The organism is Phycisphaeraceae bacterium (genome assembly GCA_015709595.1).
Classification (GTDB): domain Bacteria; phylum Planctomycetota; class Phycisphaerae; order Phycisphaerales; family SM1A02; genus CAADGA01.
In genome coordinates this window covers 2,174,093-2,192,198 of record CP054178.1, presented here as the reverse complement: position 1 = coordinate 2,192,198, position 18,106 = coordinate 2,174,093, and the positions used below count along the sequence as shown (strand labels likewise).

The window sequence follows — 18,106 nt, the reverse complement described above, 5'->3', positions numbered from 1 at the left end:
TGACCCCCGACCCACGTTCATCGCGTGTAGACTGTGACCATGACCCACCCCACCCAGCCCACGCCGGACGCGGCACAGGCGAGACCGTTGTTCCCGCCTCCCGTGGGCTGGAAGCGATGGCTCTGGGCCTTCAGCCCGGCGCTGATCGTGCTGCCGTTTCTGGTGCTGTTCGGCTGGGAGTGGAAGTTTCTTTCCTGGGTCGGCTTCCTGGGCGGAATCCTCAATGCGTATTTCTTCAGCGCGATGGAAGTATGGCGCCGCGGCCTGCCTGACTGGGAGCTGCGGGCCGTGCCGGTGACGCTGCTGGTGATCGCCGTCAACGCGGGGCTGGTCTTCGTGCTGGAGCGCGGGCTGCATTGGCTGGGCGTATCGCCGGTGTTCGGCGCCGGGTGATCATGATGGGGGTGCGACGCATGTCACGGACCGCAGGGACACGTCTGGCCGCCTTGGGAGCCGCGCTGTTCATTGCCGGGATGCAGGGCTGCACGGCGCCGACCGTGACGGGCGACCCCGACTCGCCGCTTCCAGCGGCGCGTCACGGAGCAATGTCCGGGCTGGCGGTGGAGCCAGGCCTGCGGCAGTCTGCGCGACGGCTCATTGAACAACTGGATCACGACGATCCCGCCGTTCGCTGGCGGGCGGCGTCCATCCTGGAGTCCCGCACGGGTCAGACGCTGGGGTACCGCTACGATGATCCGCCTTCGATCCGCCGCGAGGCGGTCCTTCGGTGGGTCCGTTGGCACGAGTCCGCCTTCGGCACGGTCGAGTCCTCCACACCCCCGGGTCGGAATGTCTCCAATGGGTGAGTCCGACGAATCTCCCCCGCTGCGATTCGAGATGCTCAGCCAGCCGCGCTATCTCAGCGCGGTTCGCGCCATGGTGCAGAACGTCGCGCAGCGGTTCGGATTCAGCGAGTCGGACTGCAACCAGATCTCGCTGGCGGTGGACGAGGCGCTCTGCAACGTCATCAATCACGGCTACGAGAAGCGTGAGGACGGCCGCATCTGGGTGAGCGTCTGGCCGGTGGAGCACCCGCCGGGCATCCGCGTGGTGATCGAGGATGTGGCGAGGCAGGTGGACCCCGCCGACATCCGCCCGCGCGATCTCGACGAAATCAGGCCGGGTGGGCTGGGCGTCCACATCATCCGGGAGGTCATGGATTCGGTGGTCTACGAACGACGGACGGAAGGCGGGATGCGACTGACGCTGACCAAGTACATCGAGGGCCGATCCGCGGCCGGGGGCGGGCGCTGATCCACCGGGAAGGCAGGAAGCACGATGCGCGACAACGACGGGCTGAGCGTGGAAGTCAAGCCGATCGCGGATGGGTACATCCTGACGCCGACCGGCGACGTGGACCTGGCGTCATCGCCCGTCCTGCGCACGGAGATCGCCGAACTGCAGCGACGCACCCCGCGCCGGCTGGTGATCGACCTGAGCGGCGTCACGTACATGGACTCCTCCGGCGTCGCCACCCTGCTCGAGGCCATGCAGATCGCGCGCAAGCGCGGCTGCCGACTGGTGCTCTGCGCCATCCAGCCCAAGGTGCGGGCCATCTTCGAAATCGCCCGCCTGGACATGGTGTTCACGATCGTGGATTCGACCGAGGCGGCGCTGACGGCGTGAGAGGAGAGATCGGTTTGGTGGTGGATTCTCGGTTGTCGGTCGTCGGTTTCGGTTGATTCGGTTGCCGCCCTCTGGTCCTGTTCCCCATGCCTTCCAACAACGCCCAGCCCGTGCGATTCTCGATCCCCAGCCGCATCGTGGCGCGCTGGGGAGAGATGTGGCTGGCGGTCTTCTCGCTGGTGGGCGGCGTCTCGTGGCTGGCGTGGGACGTGAGCGTGTGGATCTGGCGGGCGGCGGTGCGCCGGCGCATCCGGTTGGGACGCACCGCCATCATCACCCAGATGGTGCGCGTCGGCTGGCGTTCGATCGGCATCGTGCTGCTGGTCAGCGCCTGCATCGGCTTCATCCTGGCCCTGCAGATGGAGCCGCCCCTGGCGGACTTCGGCCAGACCGACAAGATCGCCAACATCGTGGGCGTGGCGGTGTTTCGTGAACTGGGCCCGCTGATCGCGGCCATCGTGCTGACGGGCTTCGCCGGGGCGTCCATCGCCGCGGAAATCGGAACCATGGTCGTCGGCGAGGAGATCGAGGCGCTCGAAGCCCACGCCCTCAACCCGGTGCGATTCCTGGTCGTGCCGCGCGTCATCGCCACCACCGTCTCGCTCATCCTGCTCACCGTGCTCGGCGACGTGACGGCGGTGTTCGCCGGCGGGGTGATGGCGGTGGGGTTTCTCGACGTGCCCTACGAGCTGTACAAGACCAATACGCTCAACGCCATCACCTCCACCGACTTCGTCACCGGACTGGCCAAGGCCGGCGTATTCGGCACGCTGCTGGGATGCATCGCCTGCCACAACGGGCTGAAAGTGACCGGCGGGGCGGCGGGCGTGGGACGCGCCACCACCGACACCGTCGTCCAGACCGTCGTCTGGGTCATTATCGCCGACCTCATCTTCACCATGCTGTTCTACACGCTGGAACTGGGATGAGAGCGCTGTCGGCTCGCTGGCTGATGGCGAATGATTCATCCCCGTCCTCTGTCTCCCGTCCCCTGACTTCTGTTCTCCCGAGTCCCGCCATGCCACCCACCGACCGCTTCTCCGGCGAGGAGACCTTCGCCGCGACGCCCGAGAAACTCTTCACCACGCTCACGGACCTGAAGGCCCTGGCTGGCTCGATGCCCGACGTGCAGTCGTCGGAAGTCGTGGACGACCGCACCGTGCGCGCCGTGGTGCGCCCCGGTTTCTCCTTCCTGCGCGGGACCATGAAGGTCACCGTCACGCTCACCGACTCCGAAGCGCCCCGACGAGCGGTGATGCGCACCAGCGCCAGCGGGATCGGCGTCGGAATGGAGATCGAGGCGAAGATGACCATTGAACCGCACGAGGGCGGCAGGGCGTCGCGCCTCCTGTGGGAGGCGGCGGTGCTGGAGCGCAAGGGCCTGATGAGCGCCGTGCCCTCATCGCTCATCCAGGCCGCCGCCGAGAAGACCATCCGGGATGGCTGGACCTCGCTGCGGAAGCGCGTGGAAGGATGACGGCGTGACGCTCCCGGCTCGCGCCGATGAACGGAATCAGCGTTGTCGTCGTTCCCGCCCTTGTCGGCGAGGCGAGACGACGCGACACTGTCGCTCATGCAGCCGGACAACGCCGCAACGAGCCGCTGGATCAGCGCCGCGCTGGTGGGCGCGACATCCTTCGGCCTGCTCGGACTGGCCCTGATTCCCGGCTCCTCGTGGGTCGAGTTCTTCGCACATCCGTCGAGAACGCCGGTTCCGGACGTGACCCGACAGGGCGCGAACCTCTGGCGCGTGATGCTCATCGCGTCGGCGGTGATGACGCCGATCGTGCTCCTCGCGCTGCGCCGCATGTCAGGAAGCCGATCGTGCGTGCCCGCCGTGGAATCGCGACCCCCCGTGCGCCGCGAACGATGGGTGCTCCCTGGTCTGATCGCCCTGGGGTTCGTGCTGCGGGCCGCGCGGCTCGGCGAAGGCCTGTGGTATGACGAAGTCGCCATGTGGGGCACGTATGTACAGCACGGCCCGGGCGTCGTGGTGGGCAACTACTTCGATCCCTCCAACCATGTCGCGTACGGGGTGCTGCTCTGGGCGTCGCTGGCGGTGTTCGGCGACTCGCTGCCGCTGGAATGGGCGTTCCGTCTCCCCGCCTTGCTCTTTTCGCTGGCGACCATCCCCGCGATGTGGGCGCTGGTCCGTGAAATCGCGCGCCCCCGTGCCGCGATGCTCGCCGCGGGGCTGGCGGCGGTGCTGCCGGTCATCGTGCTCGAAGGCGTCGAAGCCCGCGGATACGGCATGATGATCTTCTTCAGCGCGGCTTCAACGTGGGCGCTGCTCCGAGCCGCGCGCGTGGGCGTCTCCGGATGGTGGCTGTTCTACGCGCTCCTCGCCGCGATGGGCGTGTGGTCGCACGTGGTGACGGCGTTCGTCCCGCTCGGGCACGCGGCGTGGCTGGTCATGCGCCGACTTGGCGGCTCGTCCTGGTGCGTGACGCTCCAGGGCGGCGCGGCGATCGCGCTCGCGGGACTGTGGGCGATCACCCTTCATGCGCCGCTCCTGCCGGATTTCCTGCGCCTGATGACCGATCAGTCCGCATTCGCCCGCTCCACCGAGGATCAGCCGTCCCTGTTCGGACCGGAAGGACTGCACGCACTCCTGCAGCTGGGTGGCGCGTGGGCGTGGTGGGCGGCGCTGCCGGGACTGGTCCTGCTCGGGCTGGGCATGATCGCGGCGGCGGGGGACCGATCCGCGCGATCACTCGCCGCCTCGGCAGGGCTGGGGCTGCCGCTCATGATTCTTGTCGTGCTGGTCGGCGGGTCGTGGGTCTACGCCCGGTTCATGCTCTTCGCGATGCCGTCGGCGATGGTGCTGATCGCGCTGGGGCTGGACTTTCTGGCTCGACGCCGCGCCTCGGCGCTCGGGCTGGGCGTCGTCATCGTGCTCGGCGTCTCGATCGCCGACCTTGCCACGCGCCCGCCGAAACAGCCGATGCGCGAGGCGGTGAACCATGTCGCGGCGCGGCATCGGCCCGGCGACCGCGTGCTGGCGCTTGATCTCTTCCACGAGCCGATCCGCGTCTACCTGCTCAACCTGCCCAGAGATGCGCCGACGCAGGTCACGACGCACGGCCGCGACGACTTCAACATCATGCTGCGAAGCACTTCGCCCGACTGGGTGATCGTGACATACCCGCACCTGCTCACTCCCGAGCGCACCGAACTGCTGCGATCCCTGGGCTACGGGATGGACCTGTCACTGCCCGGCTGGGCCGACTGGGGACGCGGCGAGGTGCGGGTGTACCGGCTCGACCGGTGATGCGGAAGCGGATCCCCGGATCAATCGTGCCGCAGCGCCACGATCGGATCCTTGCGGCTGGCCACGATCGCGGGGTAGAGCCCGAAGATCAGGCCGATCGACGCCGCCACGATGAACGACGCGATGATCGACCAGCCGGTCACCTGCGTCTCCAGTTTGAACTCGGCGTTGACGAAACGGGCCACGATCGGCAGTTTCAGCACCGCGGGCAGCACGCGCTCCAGCCCCACCGACACGCTCACGCCGAGGACGATGCCCAGCAGCCCGCCGAGCGTGGAAAGCGTGCCCGTCTCAACCAGGAACTGGGCGGTGATGTGCCGGCGCGTCGCCCCCAGCGCGCGTCGGATGCCGATTTCGCGCGTGCGCTCCGTCACCGAGGCCAGCATGATGTTCATGATGCCGATGCCGCCCACCAGCAGCGAGATCGCCGCCACCGCGATCAGCACGATGTCCCACACCAGCTGCGTCTTCTTGGCGTTCTCGATGAGCTCCCAGGGCACGATCATCTGCACATCGGCCATGTCGGGGTGCTCGACGCGCACCACGCGCTCCACGCGGGAGGCCAGGTTGGTCACCTCGTCCGTGGACGGCGCCGTCACGTACACCTCGGACAGTTCGATCTCCTCGCCGGTGAACTGCCCCGCCGTGCGCCGGAAGAGGATGTTGCCGAAGAGCGCCTCGGCGGTGGTGAGCGGAATATGCACGTCGCGGTTGAGGTCGCGCCCTACCAGGGCCGAGCCGGAGCCGCCCGCCAGGCCCACCGGCCGCAGCACCCCCACCACGCGGAAGACGCGGTCGTCGATGCGGAACTCCGCCCCGATCGGTTCATCCAGCCGGAAGAGCTTCTTGGCGATCTCCGACCCGATCACCGCCACGGGCGCCCGTGACGCCATGTCCTCGTCGGTCAGGTAGCGACTGCCCGGCTCGAGCCGCAGGTTGGTCACGCCGATCAGCTGCGGCGTCGTACCGAACACCTGGCTCACGTCGCGCTGTGAGCTGTACGAGACCTCCGAGGCCACCGCCTTGAGCGGAACGATTGCTTCCGCGTCCGGAAAGTTGTGCTCGATGCGCCGAAAGTCGGCGAACGACAGCCCGTACTTCACCACCATCGACATCTGCCCCGACGCGAAGGTATTGGACTGGGCCGGCTTGGCGGAGCGCACGATGATGTTGGAAGCCCCCAGCGCCTGGATGCTGCGCAGGGCGGCCTGCTTGTTGCCTTCGCCGATCGAGACCATCAAAATCACCGCCGCCACACCCAGGATGATGCCCAGCGACGTGAGCAGCGACCGCAGCTTGTGCAGCCGCAGGTTGCTCAGTCCGAGCCGGATGATCTCGAGCAGAAAGGTCATGACCAGCGTCGTGGAACGGGTGAACGGGTGATGGCGACGAGAATCGGGCGGTGAACCGGGCAGGCGTCGTGCCCGCGGGTTCAGTGTAGGCCCCGTGCCGCGACGACTTCGCGCCCGGTCGCCGGGTCGGGTGGGTGTATACCGACGAAGCCGCCGCCGGTTCCGCGCCGCGTACACTCCCGCGTGCGCATCGAGATCCTCCGCGAAACCGAGCAGGGCGCCGGCTGGACGTTCGAGGCCCGCGCCACCGACCCGCGAGGCCGCGCCTGGCCGTTCACCATGCGGCTGGCCTGGGCGGACTACAACCTGTGGTGCCCGGATGGCACGGTCGCCCCCGAGGCGGTGGCGCGGGCCGCGCTCGCCTTCGCCCTGTCGCGCGAGCCGGCGGCGGAGATCGAATCCACCTTCGACGTGGCGCGGCTGCGACGCCGCCACCCTGATGCGGACCGGGAGATTCCCGCGCTCATCCGGCCTTGAGCATGGTCATCGCCTCGGCGTGCTCCAGCCCGAGATACCATTGCTTCGAGATGCCGGGCCGCACGGCCGCCACACGAGCCACACGCAGCCCGACGGCCCGCGCGTCCGCCGACATCGTCGAGTACGAGATCGGCACTCGGTCATCCGGGTGCACGCGCCGCAGGGCATTGCGTGCGAAGAAGACCGCGGAATCCCACGCCGCGCTGCAGAAGAACGACACCACGATTCGTCCCCGCGCCACGCGGGCCAGTTCCGCCAGCACGCGACGCCGCGTCTGCGAATCGGGAAAATGATGCAGCAGTCGGTTGCAGATGACCGCGTCAAAGGAGCGGTCGGGCAGCCCCGTGCTCAGGGCGTCGGCCACGATATATCGCACCTGCTCTTCGCGGCCCCCGATGCGGGCGAGCGTCTCCTTCGCCTTCTCCACCATGTGAGGCGAGGAATCCGCCTCCGTCACCCGATACCCGCGCCGAAGGAGAGCGGGCAGCAGCCGACCCGTCCCGCACGGCAGATCAAGCACCGCGGCGCCCGCCGGCAGATCGCCCAGCACGCGCTTGATGCAGCGCACCTCGCGCCGATGCATCGCCGTGCCCACCTGCGCGGCGGCGTACTTCTCCGCGGCTTCGGGAGAACCGAAACGCTCGCAAATGAACTCATGCGTGGAATGATGTCGTTTGTGGGTCTGCACGGGAACCTCCCAGTCCCCCCCCAGCGACCCCGCAGGCCCGTCCACAAGCAATGGATTCTACCCGGTCAGGCCACCCCGCGGATGAACGACATCTCGTAGCTCCGATCCGACACGTGGAAGAGCCGGAACCCCGCCCTGCGAAGCCCCGCCACCGCGTCCAGCGTGCGCTGCAGCGGGACAGTGCGGAAGTTGTGGTGAAATTCCACGATGAACTGCCGCACGTCCAGATCGCTGGCGAGCATGTCGTCGATCACGTCGTACTCTCCGCCCTCAATGTCCATCTTCAGCAGATCGAGCCGATCGTGGCCCAGGCGCTGCATGATCGTCGCCAGACGGGCGACCGGCGCTTTCACCACTTCCTTGCCGTCGAAGGCCTGCCCGCGGTCGATGGGTGAATAGTTGGTCGAACTCGCCCGGCGCGGGGGAAAGAACGCCTTCTCGCCATCCACGTTGGCGATGCCCAGGTCATGAAACCGAAACTGACCGGGCAGCTGCTGCGACCGAACCCACTGCACGCTGCGCGGCGTGGGGTCGAAGGCGTGAATGGTGCAGCCGAAGCGCTCGATCATGGCCAGATCCCACGCCACGTTGGTGCCCACGCCGAAGGAATAGACGACGCTGTCCGGCCCGATGCCGTCCGGGCAGATCATCCAGCCGCCGTGCTCATACGCCAGCGCGAGGCGATTGACCTCGATCTCCTCGAACACGCCGTGACGCTTGAGACGCCATCGTCGCAGGTATCGTTTGAGCGCAAGAATGGGCATGGCGGACCCTGGGTGTCGGTCGCACCGAGCGGCCGGGAGCCCAAGGGTAGGTCGCCCCAGGCGGGAGTTCAGATCGGCGGACCCCGCGACCGAGCCGTTGCTCATGCGCGCGCCTCGCCATCGGGACCGCGCCCTGAGACCGCGCGAGCGCGAGTGACCCCTCGTCCCCCCGCGCTCCGCCGCTACAATCCCGCCCACCATTCACATCGCTGCGAGGAATCAACCGTGGCAGACAGCACGCACTACGACCTCATCGTCATCGGCGCCGGTCCCGCGGGGTACGTGGGCGCCATCCGGGCCGCCCAGTTGGGCAAAAAAGTCGCCTGCGTGGAGCGCAACCGCCTGGGCGGCGTCTGCCTCAACTGGGGCTGCATCCCCAGCAAGGCCCTGCTGCATAACGCCGAGCTCTACACCGAGGCCGTCAAGCACGGCAAGGAATGGGGCATCGAATTCGACAACGTGAAGGTCAACTGGGAGACGATCATCAAGCGCTCCCGCGGCGTCACCGACCAGCTCAACAAGGGCGTGGCCTTCCTGTTCAAGAAGAACAAGATCGATCACCACGAGGGGCACGCCACCATCGTCTCCGGAAAGACAGGCGGCAAGCCCTGCACAGTCGAAGTACGCACACCCGACGACAACTACTACCACGGCACCGGGAAGGATCTCAAGAAGACGCTCACCGCCGACCGCGTGCTGATCGCCACCGGCGCGGCCCCGCGCGAGCTGCCCTTCGCCAAGTTCGACGGCAAGACCATCGTGTCCTCGTATCACGCGATGATCCTGCCCGACCAGCCCAGGCACATGGTCATCATCGGCTCGGGCGCCATCGGCATGGAATTCGCCTACTTCTACAACGCCTTCGGCACCAAGGTGACGGTGGTCGAGATGGTCGATCGCATCCTGCCGGTGGAGGATGATGAGATCAGCAAACTCGCCCAGCGCGCGTTCGAGAAGCAGGGTATCACCTTCCACGTGGGCCACACCGTGAAGGCCGTGGATGTGAAGTCCAAGGGCGGCGCCAAGGTCACCATCGTCGATGTGAAGGACGAGAAGAAGACGCAGACCATCGACGCGGACGTGGTGCTGGTGGCCGTGGGCGTGGCGGCCCGCTTCGATGGACTGTTCAGCGACAAACTGGGCATCCAGATCGAGAAGGGCTGCATCAAGACCGACTACCGCACCGCCAAGGAGCCCACGTATCAGACCAGCGTGCCGGGAATCTACGCCGTCGGCGACGTGATCGGCCCGCCCGCGCTCGCCCACAAGGGCTCGGAGGAAGCCGTCGTGGCGGTGGAGCGCATGTTCGGCCACCACACTATCGGCATCGACTACGACGCCATTCCCGGCTGCACCTACTGCAACCCGCAGATCGCCTCCATCGGGCTCACCGAGCGGGCGGTCAAGGAGAAGGGCATCGAGTACAACGTGGGCAAGTACTCGCTCAAGGCGCACGGCAAGGCCATCGCGGTGGGTGCGGCGGACGGCCTGGTGAAGATCATCACCACCAAGAAGTACGGCGAGATCCTCGGCGCCCACATCATCGGCGAGGACGCCAGCGAACTCATCGCCGAACTCGGACTGGCCAAGCGGCTGGAAGCCACGGCGGAGGACATCATCTCCACCGTCCACGCCCACCCGACCATGGCCGAGAGCATCCACGAGGCGGCCCTGGCCACCGAGGGTCGGATGATTCACAACTGAGCCGGGATCGGCTCATCAATAGTGACACAGGCGTCTCGCCTGTGACTCCAATTCTTTGGCCGCGACATCTTCGTCCGACCACTGACCACACACAGATCGCACTCAGCGCGTCGGTCGCCGCACCGGCACGCCCCATCGCCGCTCGAACCCCTCGGGCAGTGCTGAGGTCCGATCACCAACCGACTCCACTGGCCTGCCCTCGCGCACGCCCCAGCAGCGCTCGATCATGGCGAAGCCGTCCGGGTCGTACTCGCGCAGCTCCTCGCGTGTAAACGGGTAGAAGTCGTTCCTGCCGAAGTACGCCTCGGTCAATTCGGCGAAATACTCCATCTGGTTCGTGAGCGCGTAGTGGCGCTGCTCGCCGCCGTGGATGTAGGCGACGCGCTGATACAGCCCGGCGTCGCGGGCCTTCTCGAACACAGCGCGGATCGACGCATCGCCGTAGCCGAACACGATGTCGTGATAGCCGTGGGCCAGTTCGTGCAGCGTCATCCACGGCTGGGTGCGCTCAACCCACCGCACGAAGTTGACCGGGTTGGAGATCTCGACCGAACGCTCCTTCTGGGCGAGGTACCCGTTGGCGGTGAGCCACCGCGCGCTGACGTGGTAGCACGCACAGGGACGGTCGGGGTTCATGTGCTCCACCCATACGGGGATCGTCCGCAGCGTTCCCAGCGCCTTGGGCGGGATCACTTCAACCACTGCCGCGAGTTGGGCCTCCAGCACGCGCAGGGCCGGGTCGGTGGTGTCGGGGTTGGCCCGCGCCGCCGCGCTCACCAGCACGCGGAAGCCGTGAACCGTTCGCTCCTCGTACGATTCGACCGGCTCATGAATGAACGCGGGCGGGTCAGCGACCAGCGCCACCCAGACAGCCGCAGTGACGAAACGACCGATCATGCTCATTCCTCAATGCCTGGGCGTGTCGCGATCTCCCGGCAGCCGGTCACTCTACACACGATCTCCCGTCTCAGAAGATCAGCGCGGCTCACCGAGCCGTGGCACACCATCGTTCAAGCTATCCTGCATCGTGCGACAATCGCCTCGTCTCGAGTTCATCCCCATCGACGACCCCGCCGACCCGCGGCTGGAGGACTATCGGCACATCCGCGACCGCGATCTGAAGGGTGAATCCGGGCGGCCGGGGCTGTTCATGGGTGAGCAGGCCAAGACGGTGGCCAAGATGCTCGCGATACCCGGCATGACGAAGTCGATCATGACGACGGCGGCCCACGTGGATGAGATCGGGCGCGCCGCCGCAGCGCCGTCGCAGCCCCCCGCCGCCGCGCCCGTTCCGGTGTACGTGGTGTCGCCCGCGGCGATCGAGCGGGTGGCGGGTTTCCCGATTCACCGAGGCGTCATCGCGGTGGGCCATCGCCCGCCCGCCAGCGAACGCACGCTTGACCACGTTGTGCCGCGCGGGCGGGATCATCTCACTTTGCTGCTGTGCGAGGACATCACCAACATCGACAACATCGGGCTGCTCTTCCGCAACGCGGCGGCGTTCGGGGTGGATGCGGTCATCCTCAGCCCGCGATGCCACGACCCGCTCTACCGCAAGAGCGTGCGTGTGTCGATCGGCCACGTACTGACCACGCCCTGGGCGCGCTCGACGGACTGGCTTGGCGACCTGCAGCGACTGCGGCGCGAGTGGGGCGTGACGCTGATCGCCGCCGCGACGGGCGGACAGGCCCGGTCGATAGACGCCATCAACGCGCCGCGGCGGGTGGGGCTGATCGTCGGCTCAGAGCAGTCGGGACTGACCCCGCAGACCATCGCGGCCTGCGATGATGCGGCGCGCATCCCCATGGCGCCGGGCGTGGATTCGCTCAACGTGGGCGTGGCGGCGGCGGTGTGCCTGCACCGCTTCTCGCGCGGGGCGCGGGTCTGAACGGGACTCACCAGATCTCCCTCCTACCATCGCTCATGGTCGTCACGTACCACAATCACTCGACTTTCAGCGACGGCAAGGCGTCGGTGAAGGAGATGATCGACGCCGCCGCCGCGATGGGCGTCAGCGAGGTCGGCCTGTCCGACCACTTGACGCTCCACCCCGGGGGGCGGGTTGTGCCGTGGAGCATGAAGCCCGATCAACTGACTCACTACGTGGAGGCCGTTCGCGCTGAGATGAGCCGTTGCGACATCGTCGTGCGCCTCGGACTGGAACTGGACTGGTTCGATGGCCATGAGTCGGTCCTCGCGCGGGCGGTGGCGGCGCATCCCTTTGACTATGTCCTTGGAAGCGTCCACTTCGTTGGTGATTTCCCGGTGGACGGCGTCCCCTCGCGCTGGGGTAAACTCACCCAGGACGACATCGACGCCCTCCACCGCGGCTACTGGGAGCGGCTCGCCCGCATGGCCCGCAGCGGGCTGGTGGACATCGTGGCCCACCTCGATCTGCCCAAGAAGTTCGGCCATCTCCCGCGCGCCCAGCCGTGGGACGTGATCGAGCCCGCCCTGGACGCCATCGCCGAGCACGGGCTGGCGGTGGAACTCAACACCGCCGGGTGGAGCAAGCCCTGCGCGGATGCGTATCCATCATTGGACCTGCTCCGCGCGTGTCGTGAACGCGGCATTGAGACCATGCTGGCCGCCGACGCGCACAAGCCGGCGGATCTGCTGCGGGACTTTGATCGGGGGGCTGAACGACTTCGCGAAGCGGGGTACGACCACGTGGTCCGCTTCGCCGGTCGAGTTCGACGAACGGAGCGGCTGGATCAATCCGCCCCGGCGAGCGACGTGAACTGCTCCACCGGTTGACGACCTTCCCCCCGCTCGATAGGTTCACCGATCGCAGGTTCCCAATCTCGTGCGCCGCATCCCAGCCATTCAGACGACGGAATCCGCCGCCCCTTGAACTTCAAGAGCTTCGAGTTCGTCGTCTTCTTCGTCGTGGTGTACGCGCTTACGCTGCTGCTGCGCCGGTGGATCACCGGGCGCAACGTGCTGCTGCTGGGGGCGTCGTACTACTTCTACGGCTACTGGGACGCGAAGTTCCTGGTGCTCATCTACCTGAGCACGGCGATCGACTACGTGGCCGCCTTGGGCATTGTTGGCGAGCGGCTCTCGTGGCTCAGGCGCGCGGGCATCTCGGCGTTGCTGGTGCTGTCGGGTCTGGCGCTGGTCGGTGTGAACTGGGAGTCGGTGCGCGCCGGAACATACGACTGGTCGCTCGGCAACATTCTCTGGCCATCGCACACGGGGGCGCGCCCGGCGATCATCGCCTGCTATGTCGTCGCGCTGCTCTGGCCATTCATCAACGAGGGCATGTTCCGGCTGGGCGAAGCGGGGCGCAGACGGGCCTTCCTGCTGGCCTCTCTGGTCGCCAACCTGGGGCTGCTGGGCTTCTTCAAGTACTACGGCTTCTTCGTCACCAGCGCGGTGGAGGTGCTGCAGCGGTTCGGCATCGAAGCCCATCCCCACGTGCTGGAGATCGTGCTGCCGGTGGGCATCTCGTTCTACACCTTCCAGACGCTCTCATACACCATCGACGTGTACCGGGGTCAGATGGGCGCGGAGCGCAACCTGCTCTCCTTCGCGCTCTACGTGGCGTTCTTCCCGCAACTGGTGGCGGGGCCGATCGAGCGCGCCAGCCACCTGCTGCCGCAGATGTCTCGCGTGCTGCCCATCACGCGGTGGCACGTGTACACGGGCTTCTGGCTGCTGGGGTGGGGAATGTTCAAGAAGGTGGTGCTGGCGGACAACGCGGCGCTGATTTGCGACAGTGTGTTCGCCGCCTTCGCGGGCGACAAGCCGCCTGAAGGCGCGGGCTTCACCGCGTGGCTGGGCGTCTACGCCTTCGCCATCCAGATCTACTGCGACTTCTCCGCCTATTCCGACATCGCGCGGGGCACGGCCCGGATGATGGGCTTCGACCTGATGCTCAACTTCAACCTGCCCTACTTCGCGGTCAATCCCAGCGACTTCTGGCGGCGCTGGCACATTTCGCTTTCGACGTGGCTGCGGGACTACCTCTACATCCCGCTTGGAGGCAACCGCAAGGGACCGGTGCGCACCTACGTCAACCTGATGGCCACCATGGTGCTCGGCGGGCTGTGGCACGGGGCGGCATGGACGTTCGTACTCTGGGGCATCTATCACGGCGGGCTGCTGGCGATCCACCGCATGCTGCAGGGACATTTCGAGCGCTGGTACGCCTTCAAGGCGAAGTGGATGCGCGACCTGTGGAAGGTCATCATGATCGTCTTCTTCTTCCACCTGACGTGCCTGGGCTGGCTGCTCTTCCGCGCCCGGTCGATGGACCAGTTGTGGGCGATGGCCAGGGCCATGTTCACTGACCTGGGCAGCCAGGTGGATCTGATGGGACCGAGCGGCGGCATCTCGCTGGCGGCGCTGATGATCTTCCTCTTCGTCGTACAGTTCATCCAGTACCGCTCGCGCGACCTGATGATCGTCTTCCGCTGGCCGCTGGCGGCGCGGGCGGCGGTGTACGCGGCATTGATGCTGGGCTTCGTGCTGTTTGGAGCATTCGGTGAATCCCCGTTCATCTACTTCCAGTTCTGAGCAGCCCTTCGACGTGGGCGCCGCACCGTGGGCGCTGGTCGCCGCGCTGCTGGTGGTCCTGGCGTGCGAAGGCGCGGTGCGCGTGGCGCCGTCGCGCTGGGTGATTCCCTACGTCAACGCGGGCGACAGCACCTACCCGGCGGTGCGGCACTTCATCGAGAAGGACGGCCCGGCGGAGGTGGCGGTCGTGGGCTCCAGCCGTGCACGGGAGTCGATCGCCGCCCCTGACCTGCGCGCCGCCTGCGAGGCCGCCCTGGGGCGGACCGTGACCGTGGGCAACTACGCATCACCGGCCGCCGGCGCAGATGAAGTCGATTCCATCGTCCGCGTGCTGCTCTCCCAGCGGCGAAAGCCGAAGTTGATCCTCTACGGCATCTCGCCGCTGCAACTTTCCACCAAGGCGGCGGCGGCGCGTCACGCCGGGCGGCTGTGGACGCTGGACGACTGGGAACGCGAGGCCGCCACCCTGCCGGCGAACGCCGCCCGTCGGTTGCGGGCGATGGCCATGCACAACGAAGCCGGCCGGTGGTGCCGCCTCTACGCCTACCGCGACATCGCGTGGATCAGATTGCGGGCTCTGCTCGGCTGGGAATCGATCCACTCCAACCCTATCGCGGGCGACCTGACCTTCCAGCAGGTGGATGAACCCGACCGGCGGCTGGCGGATCACCCGGTGAGAGACGCCTTCGTGCAACGCTACCTGCGTCCTCGCATGCAGGGCAACCGCCATCCGCTTGGGGGCGAGGCGTCGCGGCGCTTCGAGTCGATCCTGTCACAGTGCCGGGACGCGGGCGTGACCATCATCGTGTACGAGGTGCCGCTCTCCGAAACTCTCCGCCGCAACTACCCCCGCGGCACGCTGGAGCAGATGCGCCGCATCGCCCAGCGGCTGACGAACAAGTACCGTGCCCCATATCTCCACATCGAGGATCTCGGCGAGACGTTCGATGAGACGGTCTTCCGCGACCTCTCGCACCTCAACGTCCACGGAGCCAGGCGGTTGACGGCGATCCTCGCTCAGAAGGCGGTCATTCCCGCGCTCAAGGGCGAACTCAAGTGGGTCAGCCGCCCCGTACCTCCCCGTCCCGAGGGGCTGGGCACGCCGCGCGGCGGCGAGGATGATGAGGGCGACGACCAGCCGCCCGGTGAGATCACCGTGCCGGATACCAGCCCGATTGATGACCAGTGAGGATGCACGACGCGGAGCGTCGCGCCACCCCTCCGCAAGCCGGTGCGTCCTTGCACCGATTCGATCCTCGCGGCTCAACGCCTTGAGGATCGGGGTGTCATGCCGCCATCCTTTGAATGCCTCCCGCAACCGCGCCCTTCCCCGCTCATACACCCTGCATCGTCCATCCGCCCAACCTCACGCGGGGTGCTGTTCCACATGCCACGCTCCTCTTCGTCGTCGGCCGCTTCCACTGTACGGTTCGTCTCCGTGCTCCTTGGCTTCGCGGGCTGCGCCATGCTCGCGGGCGCGGCGGCCGAGCCCGGCTGGCCGGGCTTTCGCGGCCCCAACGGGTCGGGGGTGACGGAATCCACGCTGCCCGAGGCACTGGACCTCGACAGCCACCTGCTGTGGAAGCGCGAGATCGACAAGGGGTACTCCTCCCCGGTCGTGGTGGGTGACATGGTCATCCTCACCACGCACGCGGACGGCAAGTCGTTCACCCTGGCCCTCAGCCGCGCCACCGGCGAGCCGATGTGGCGCGTCGAGGCCCCCACGCCCCTGCCGGCCAAGCGTGGCACGCCCAACTCGCCGGTGTCATCCACGCCCGCCAGCGACGGCGAGCGCCTGTACGTGCTCTACGAGCATTTCGGATTGGTCTGCTATGACCTGTCGGGCAGAGAACTGTGGAAGCGCGAGATGGCGCCGTTCAACGTGCCGCACGGCATGTCGTCATCGCCGGTGCTGGCCTGTGGGCTGGTGATCGTGCAATGCGACCAGGACACCGATTCGCACGTCGCGGCGCTGGATGCGCTCACCGGCGAGCCGCGCTGGCGGGCGGAGCGGCCCGGCTTCGCGCACAGCTACGCCACGCCCGCCATCGCGCGACCCAAGGACGGCCCGGAGCAGGTCATCGTCGCGGGCTCGTTCGAGACGGTTTCCTACGACGTCAAGACCGGCGAAAAACTCTGGTGGGTGAACGGCATGGCGTGGCAGACCAAGACTGTTCCCGTGATGGACGAGAACCACTCGCACGTCTTCATCCACGCGGCGTTCGGCGCGCCCAATGAGTTCGGCGCGCCCAAGCTGAGCGGCACGTGGGAGGAATCCCTCGCCGCGCGCGACAGGAACGCGGACGGGAAACTCGTCGTCGATGAGTTCGAGTTCCCCGCCCTCAAGGAACTCTGGTTCCTCTACGACCTGGACAACGACACCTTCATGGACGGATCGGAGTGGGCCATGGCCCTCAAGCGCCAGACGGCCACCGGCGGCGTCTTCGCCATCCGCCTGGGCGGCGAGGGCGACGTGTCGGACAGCCACGTGGAATGGACGTACACCAACCGGCGCGGCATGCCCGACATGCCATCGCCCCTGCTCTACGACGGAGTGCTCTACCTCATCAAGGATGGCGGCCTGCTCACCGCCCTCAACCCTCAGAACGGCGAGGTCCTCAAGCAGGACCGCACCGGCGCGACCGACGCCTACGCCGCTTCGCCCGTCGCGGCGGGAGGGCGCCTGGTTCTGGCTGGTCGCGGGGGGTCGGTGAAACTGCTGCGGGCCGGGAGAGACTGGGAGTTGCTCTCCGAGGTCGAAGTCGAAGGCGACATCTGGTCCACGCCCGCCATCGCGGACGGCTGTCTCTTCGTGCGCACCCAGCAGGCGCTGTATTGCTTCCGTTGAAGTGCGGGGAATCGCGCAGACGCGCCAGGTGGAGCGTCGCGCCACCCATGTCGCGCCGCCCATTCACCCGCCCGACCTCAGCGCCCGCCACCGTGACACGCCGTACATCAGCAGCCCGATGGCGATGAGCATCTCCTTGTGCTCATTGAACTGGTCAAGGAAGTCACGCCAGACGGGCGTCGTCAACCGATCCTCCTCGGCGATGAAGAACTTGGCCACCGTCTTCACTTCCTTCCACGCGAACCCGACCGCAACGGTGGTGATTTCCGGCGCCGCGGGAATGGCCGCGCCCCACCGCTCCGGCAGCCACCCGCGGCGCAGACGCCACGCCAGCGGCAGACCGAAGAACACGCCCGCGATGAACACGCTGCCCATGGCCTGCACGGGAATGTCGGTGTTGTGCAGGTTGGTCTCGATGGTGTGCTCACGGATGGCCGGCGGCGTCTTCCACTTGAACCACGTCTGACCCCACGAGACTTCCTCGCCGGCGAAGAACACGCCCGCCAACCCCACCACGCCCACGATGGCCGCCCCGCTGCGGGGCGTGAGGCGCCGCCCCTCGCGCCCGAACAGGCGCCACCCCGCGCCCAGGAGCAACAGCCCCCCCAGTATCGCCGAGGAGAACGTCACGATCTCCACCGCCCCGTGCTCGCGATTGGCCTCCTCGATGATGTATGTCAGGTAGAAGCGCGGCGCAATCAGGTACATCGCCGTCAGCACGCCCACGATGAGAAACGGCAGCGCACAGAGTACGATGCAGCGAACGGTGCAGCAAGGCGCTTGGTCGGTGGATGCTGTCACAAGAGCGATTCCGGTGGCGTGGTTCGATCACTTCCGCCTCGGCTGGTCAGTCGG

Annotated in this window: 19 protein-coding genes; 14 read left to right on the top strand and 5 right to left on the bottom strand. The window is 67.2% G+C overall.

Annotated elements, in window-relative coordinates:
* Positions 1 to 39 precede the first annotated feature (39 nt).
* From HRU76_09290 to HRU76_09260, 7 genes are all read left to right on the top strand, one after another.
* Complete coding sequence (locus tag HRU76_09290) at positions 40 to 393, top strand: hypothetical protein (protein ID QOJ17764.1); 354 nt, start codon at positions 40 to 42, stop codon at positions 391 to 393.
* Between the two features lie 20 nt (positions 394 to 413).
* Complete coding sequence (locus HRU76_09285) at positions 414 to 806, top strand: hypothetical protein (GenBank protein QOJ17763.1); 393 nt, start codon at positions 414 to 416, stop codon at positions 804 to 806.
* Complete coding sequence (locus HRU76_09280) at positions 799 to 1,254, top strand: ATP-binding protein (GenBank protein ID QOJ17762.1); 456 nt, start codon at positions 799 to 801, stop codon at positions 1,252 to 1,254. The genes HRU76_09285 and HRU76_09280 overlap by 8 nt, the downstream gene beginning before the upstream one ends.
* 24 nt (positions 1,255 to 1,278) lie before the next feature.
* Complete coding sequence (locus tag HRU76_09275) at positions 1,279 to 1,626, top strand: STAS domain-containing protein (protein ID QOJ17761.1); 348 nt, start codon at positions 1,279 to 1,281, stop codon at positions 1,624 to 1,626.
* 86 nt (positions 1,627 to 1,712) lie between these two features.
* Positions 1,713 to 2,555 (top strand): ABC transporter permease, encoded by an 843-nt coding sequence (locus HRU76_09270; protein QOJ17760.1) that lies wholly within the window; start codon positions 1,713 to 1,715, stop codon positions 2,553 to 2,555.
* Positions 2,556 to 2,644: 89 nt separating this feature from the next.
* A complete protein-coding gene (locus HRU76_09265) occupies positions 2,645 to 3,103 on the top strand; it encodes an SRPBCC family protein (GenBank protein ID QOJ17759.1) in 459 nt (152 codons plus the stop codon).
* A 96-nt stretch (positions 3,104 to 3,199) separates the two neighbouring features.
* Positions 3,200 to 4,897, top strand: a complete 1,698-nt coding sequence (locus HRU76_09260; protein ID QOJ17758.1) for a glycosyltransferase family 39 protein — start codon at positions 3,200 to 3,202, stop codon at positions 4,895 to 4,897.
* A gap of 20 nt (positions 4,898 to 4,917) precedes the next feature.
* Here HRU76_09260 and HRU76_09255 read toward each other — a convergent pair whose 3' ends face one another.
* Positions 4,918 to 6,249, bottom strand: a complete 1,332-nt coding sequence (locus HRU76_09255) for an ABC transporter permease (protein ID QOJ17757.1) — start codon at positions 6,247 to 6,249, stop codon at positions 4,918 to 4,920.
* 183 nt (positions 6,250 to 6,432) lie between these two features.
* On the opposite strand from HRU76_09255, the gene HRU76_09250 reads away from it, so the two are divergent.
* Positions 6,433 to 6,726: a hypothetical protein gene (locus tag HRU76_09250; protein QOJ17756.1), complete on the top strand. Its 294-nt coding sequence runs from the start codon at positions 6,433 to 6,435 to the stop codon at positions 6,724 to 6,726.
* Here the strand turns inward: HRU76_09250 and HRU76_09245 are convergent.
* A complete protein-coding gene (locus HRU76_09245; protein ID QOJ17755.1) occupies positions 6,713 to 7,414 on the bottom strand; it encodes a class I SAM-dependent methyltransferase in 702 nt (233 codons plus the stop codon). The genes HRU76_09250 and HRU76_09245 overlap by 14 nt on opposite strands.
* A 65-nt stretch (positions 7,415 to 7,479) precedes the next feature.
* A complete protein-coding gene (locus tag HRU76_09240; GenBank protein ID QOJ17754.1) occupies positions 7,480 to 8,178 on the bottom strand; it encodes an FkbM family methyltransferase in 699 nt (232 codons plus the stop codon).
* Positions 8,179 to 8,403: 225 nt separating this feature from the next.
* Here HRU76_09240 and lpdA point away from each other — a divergent pair, with 225 nt between their 5' ends.
* Positions 8,404 to 9,882 carry a dihydrolipoyl dehydrogenase gene (gene lpdA, locus HRU76_09235; protein QOJ17753.1) on the top strand — a complete coding sequence of 493 codons (1,479 nt, stop codon included), beginning with the start codon at positions 8,404 to 8,406 and terminating at the stop codon, positions 9,880 to 9,882.
* A 102-nt stretch (positions 9,883 to 9,984) separates the two neighbouring features.
* Here lpdA and HRU76_09230 read toward each other — a convergent pair whose 3' ends face one another.
* Positions 9,985 to 10,779 carry a hypothetical protein gene (locus HRU76_09230; GenBank protein QOJ17752.1) on the bottom strand — a complete coding sequence of 265 codons (795 nt, stop codon included), beginning with the start codon at positions 10,777 to 10,779 and terminating at the stop codon, positions 9,985 to 9,987.
* A gap of 130 nt (positions 10,780 to 10,909) precedes the next feature.
* Here HRU76_09230 and HRU76_09225 point away from each other — a divergent pair, with 130 nt between their 5' ends.
* The 5 genes from HRU76_09225 to HRU76_09205 all read left to right on the top strand — a co-directional run bounded on the left by HRU76_09225 (position 10,910) and on the right by HRU76_09205 (position 17,251).
* Entirely contained in the window at positions 10,910 to 11,770 is an 861-nt protein-coding gene (locus HRU76_09225; protein ID QOJ17751.1) for an RNA methyltransferase, read from the top strand.
* A 35-nt stretch (positions 11,771 to 11,805) separates the two neighbouring features.
* Complete coding sequence (locus HRU76_09220) at positions 11,806 to 12,639, top strand: histidinol-phosphatase HisJ family protein (GenBank protein ID QOJ17750.1); 834 nt, start codon at positions 11,806 to 11,808, stop codon at positions 12,637 to 12,639.
* Positions 12,640 to 12,732: 93 nt separating this feature from the next.
* The gene (locus tag HRU76_09215) at positions 12,733 to 14,403 is read left to right on the top strand and encodes an MBOAT family protein (protein QOJ17749.1); all 1,671 of its coding nucleotides are present in this window, start codon (positions 12,733 to 12,735) and stop codon (positions 14,401 to 14,403) included.
* A gap of 13 nt (positions 14,404 to 14,416) precedes the next feature.
* The gene (locus tag HRU76_09210; protein ID QOJ17748.1) at positions 14,417 to 15,592 is read left to right on the top strand and encodes a hypothetical protein; all 1,176 of its coding nucleotides are present in this window, start codon (positions 14,417 to 14,419) and stop codon (positions 15,590 to 15,592) included.
* A 249-nt stretch (positions 15,593 to 15,841) separates the two neighbouring features.
* Positions 15,842 to 17,251 carry a PQQ-binding-like beta-propeller repeat protein gene (locus HRU76_09205; GenBank protein QOJ17747.1) on the top strand — a complete coding sequence of 470 codons (1,410 nt, stop codon included), beginning with the start codon at positions 15,842 to 15,844 and terminating at the stop codon, positions 17,249 to 17,251.
* Positions 17,252 to 17,314: 63 nt separating this feature from the next.
* Here HRU76_09205 and HRU76_09200 read toward each other — a convergent pair whose 3' ends face one another.
* Entirely contained in the window at positions 17,315 to 18,052 is a 738-nt protein-coding gene (locus HRU76_09200; protein QOJ17746.1) for a hypothetical protein, read from the bottom strand.
* Between the last annotated feature and the right edge of the window lie 54 nt (positions 18,053 to 18,106).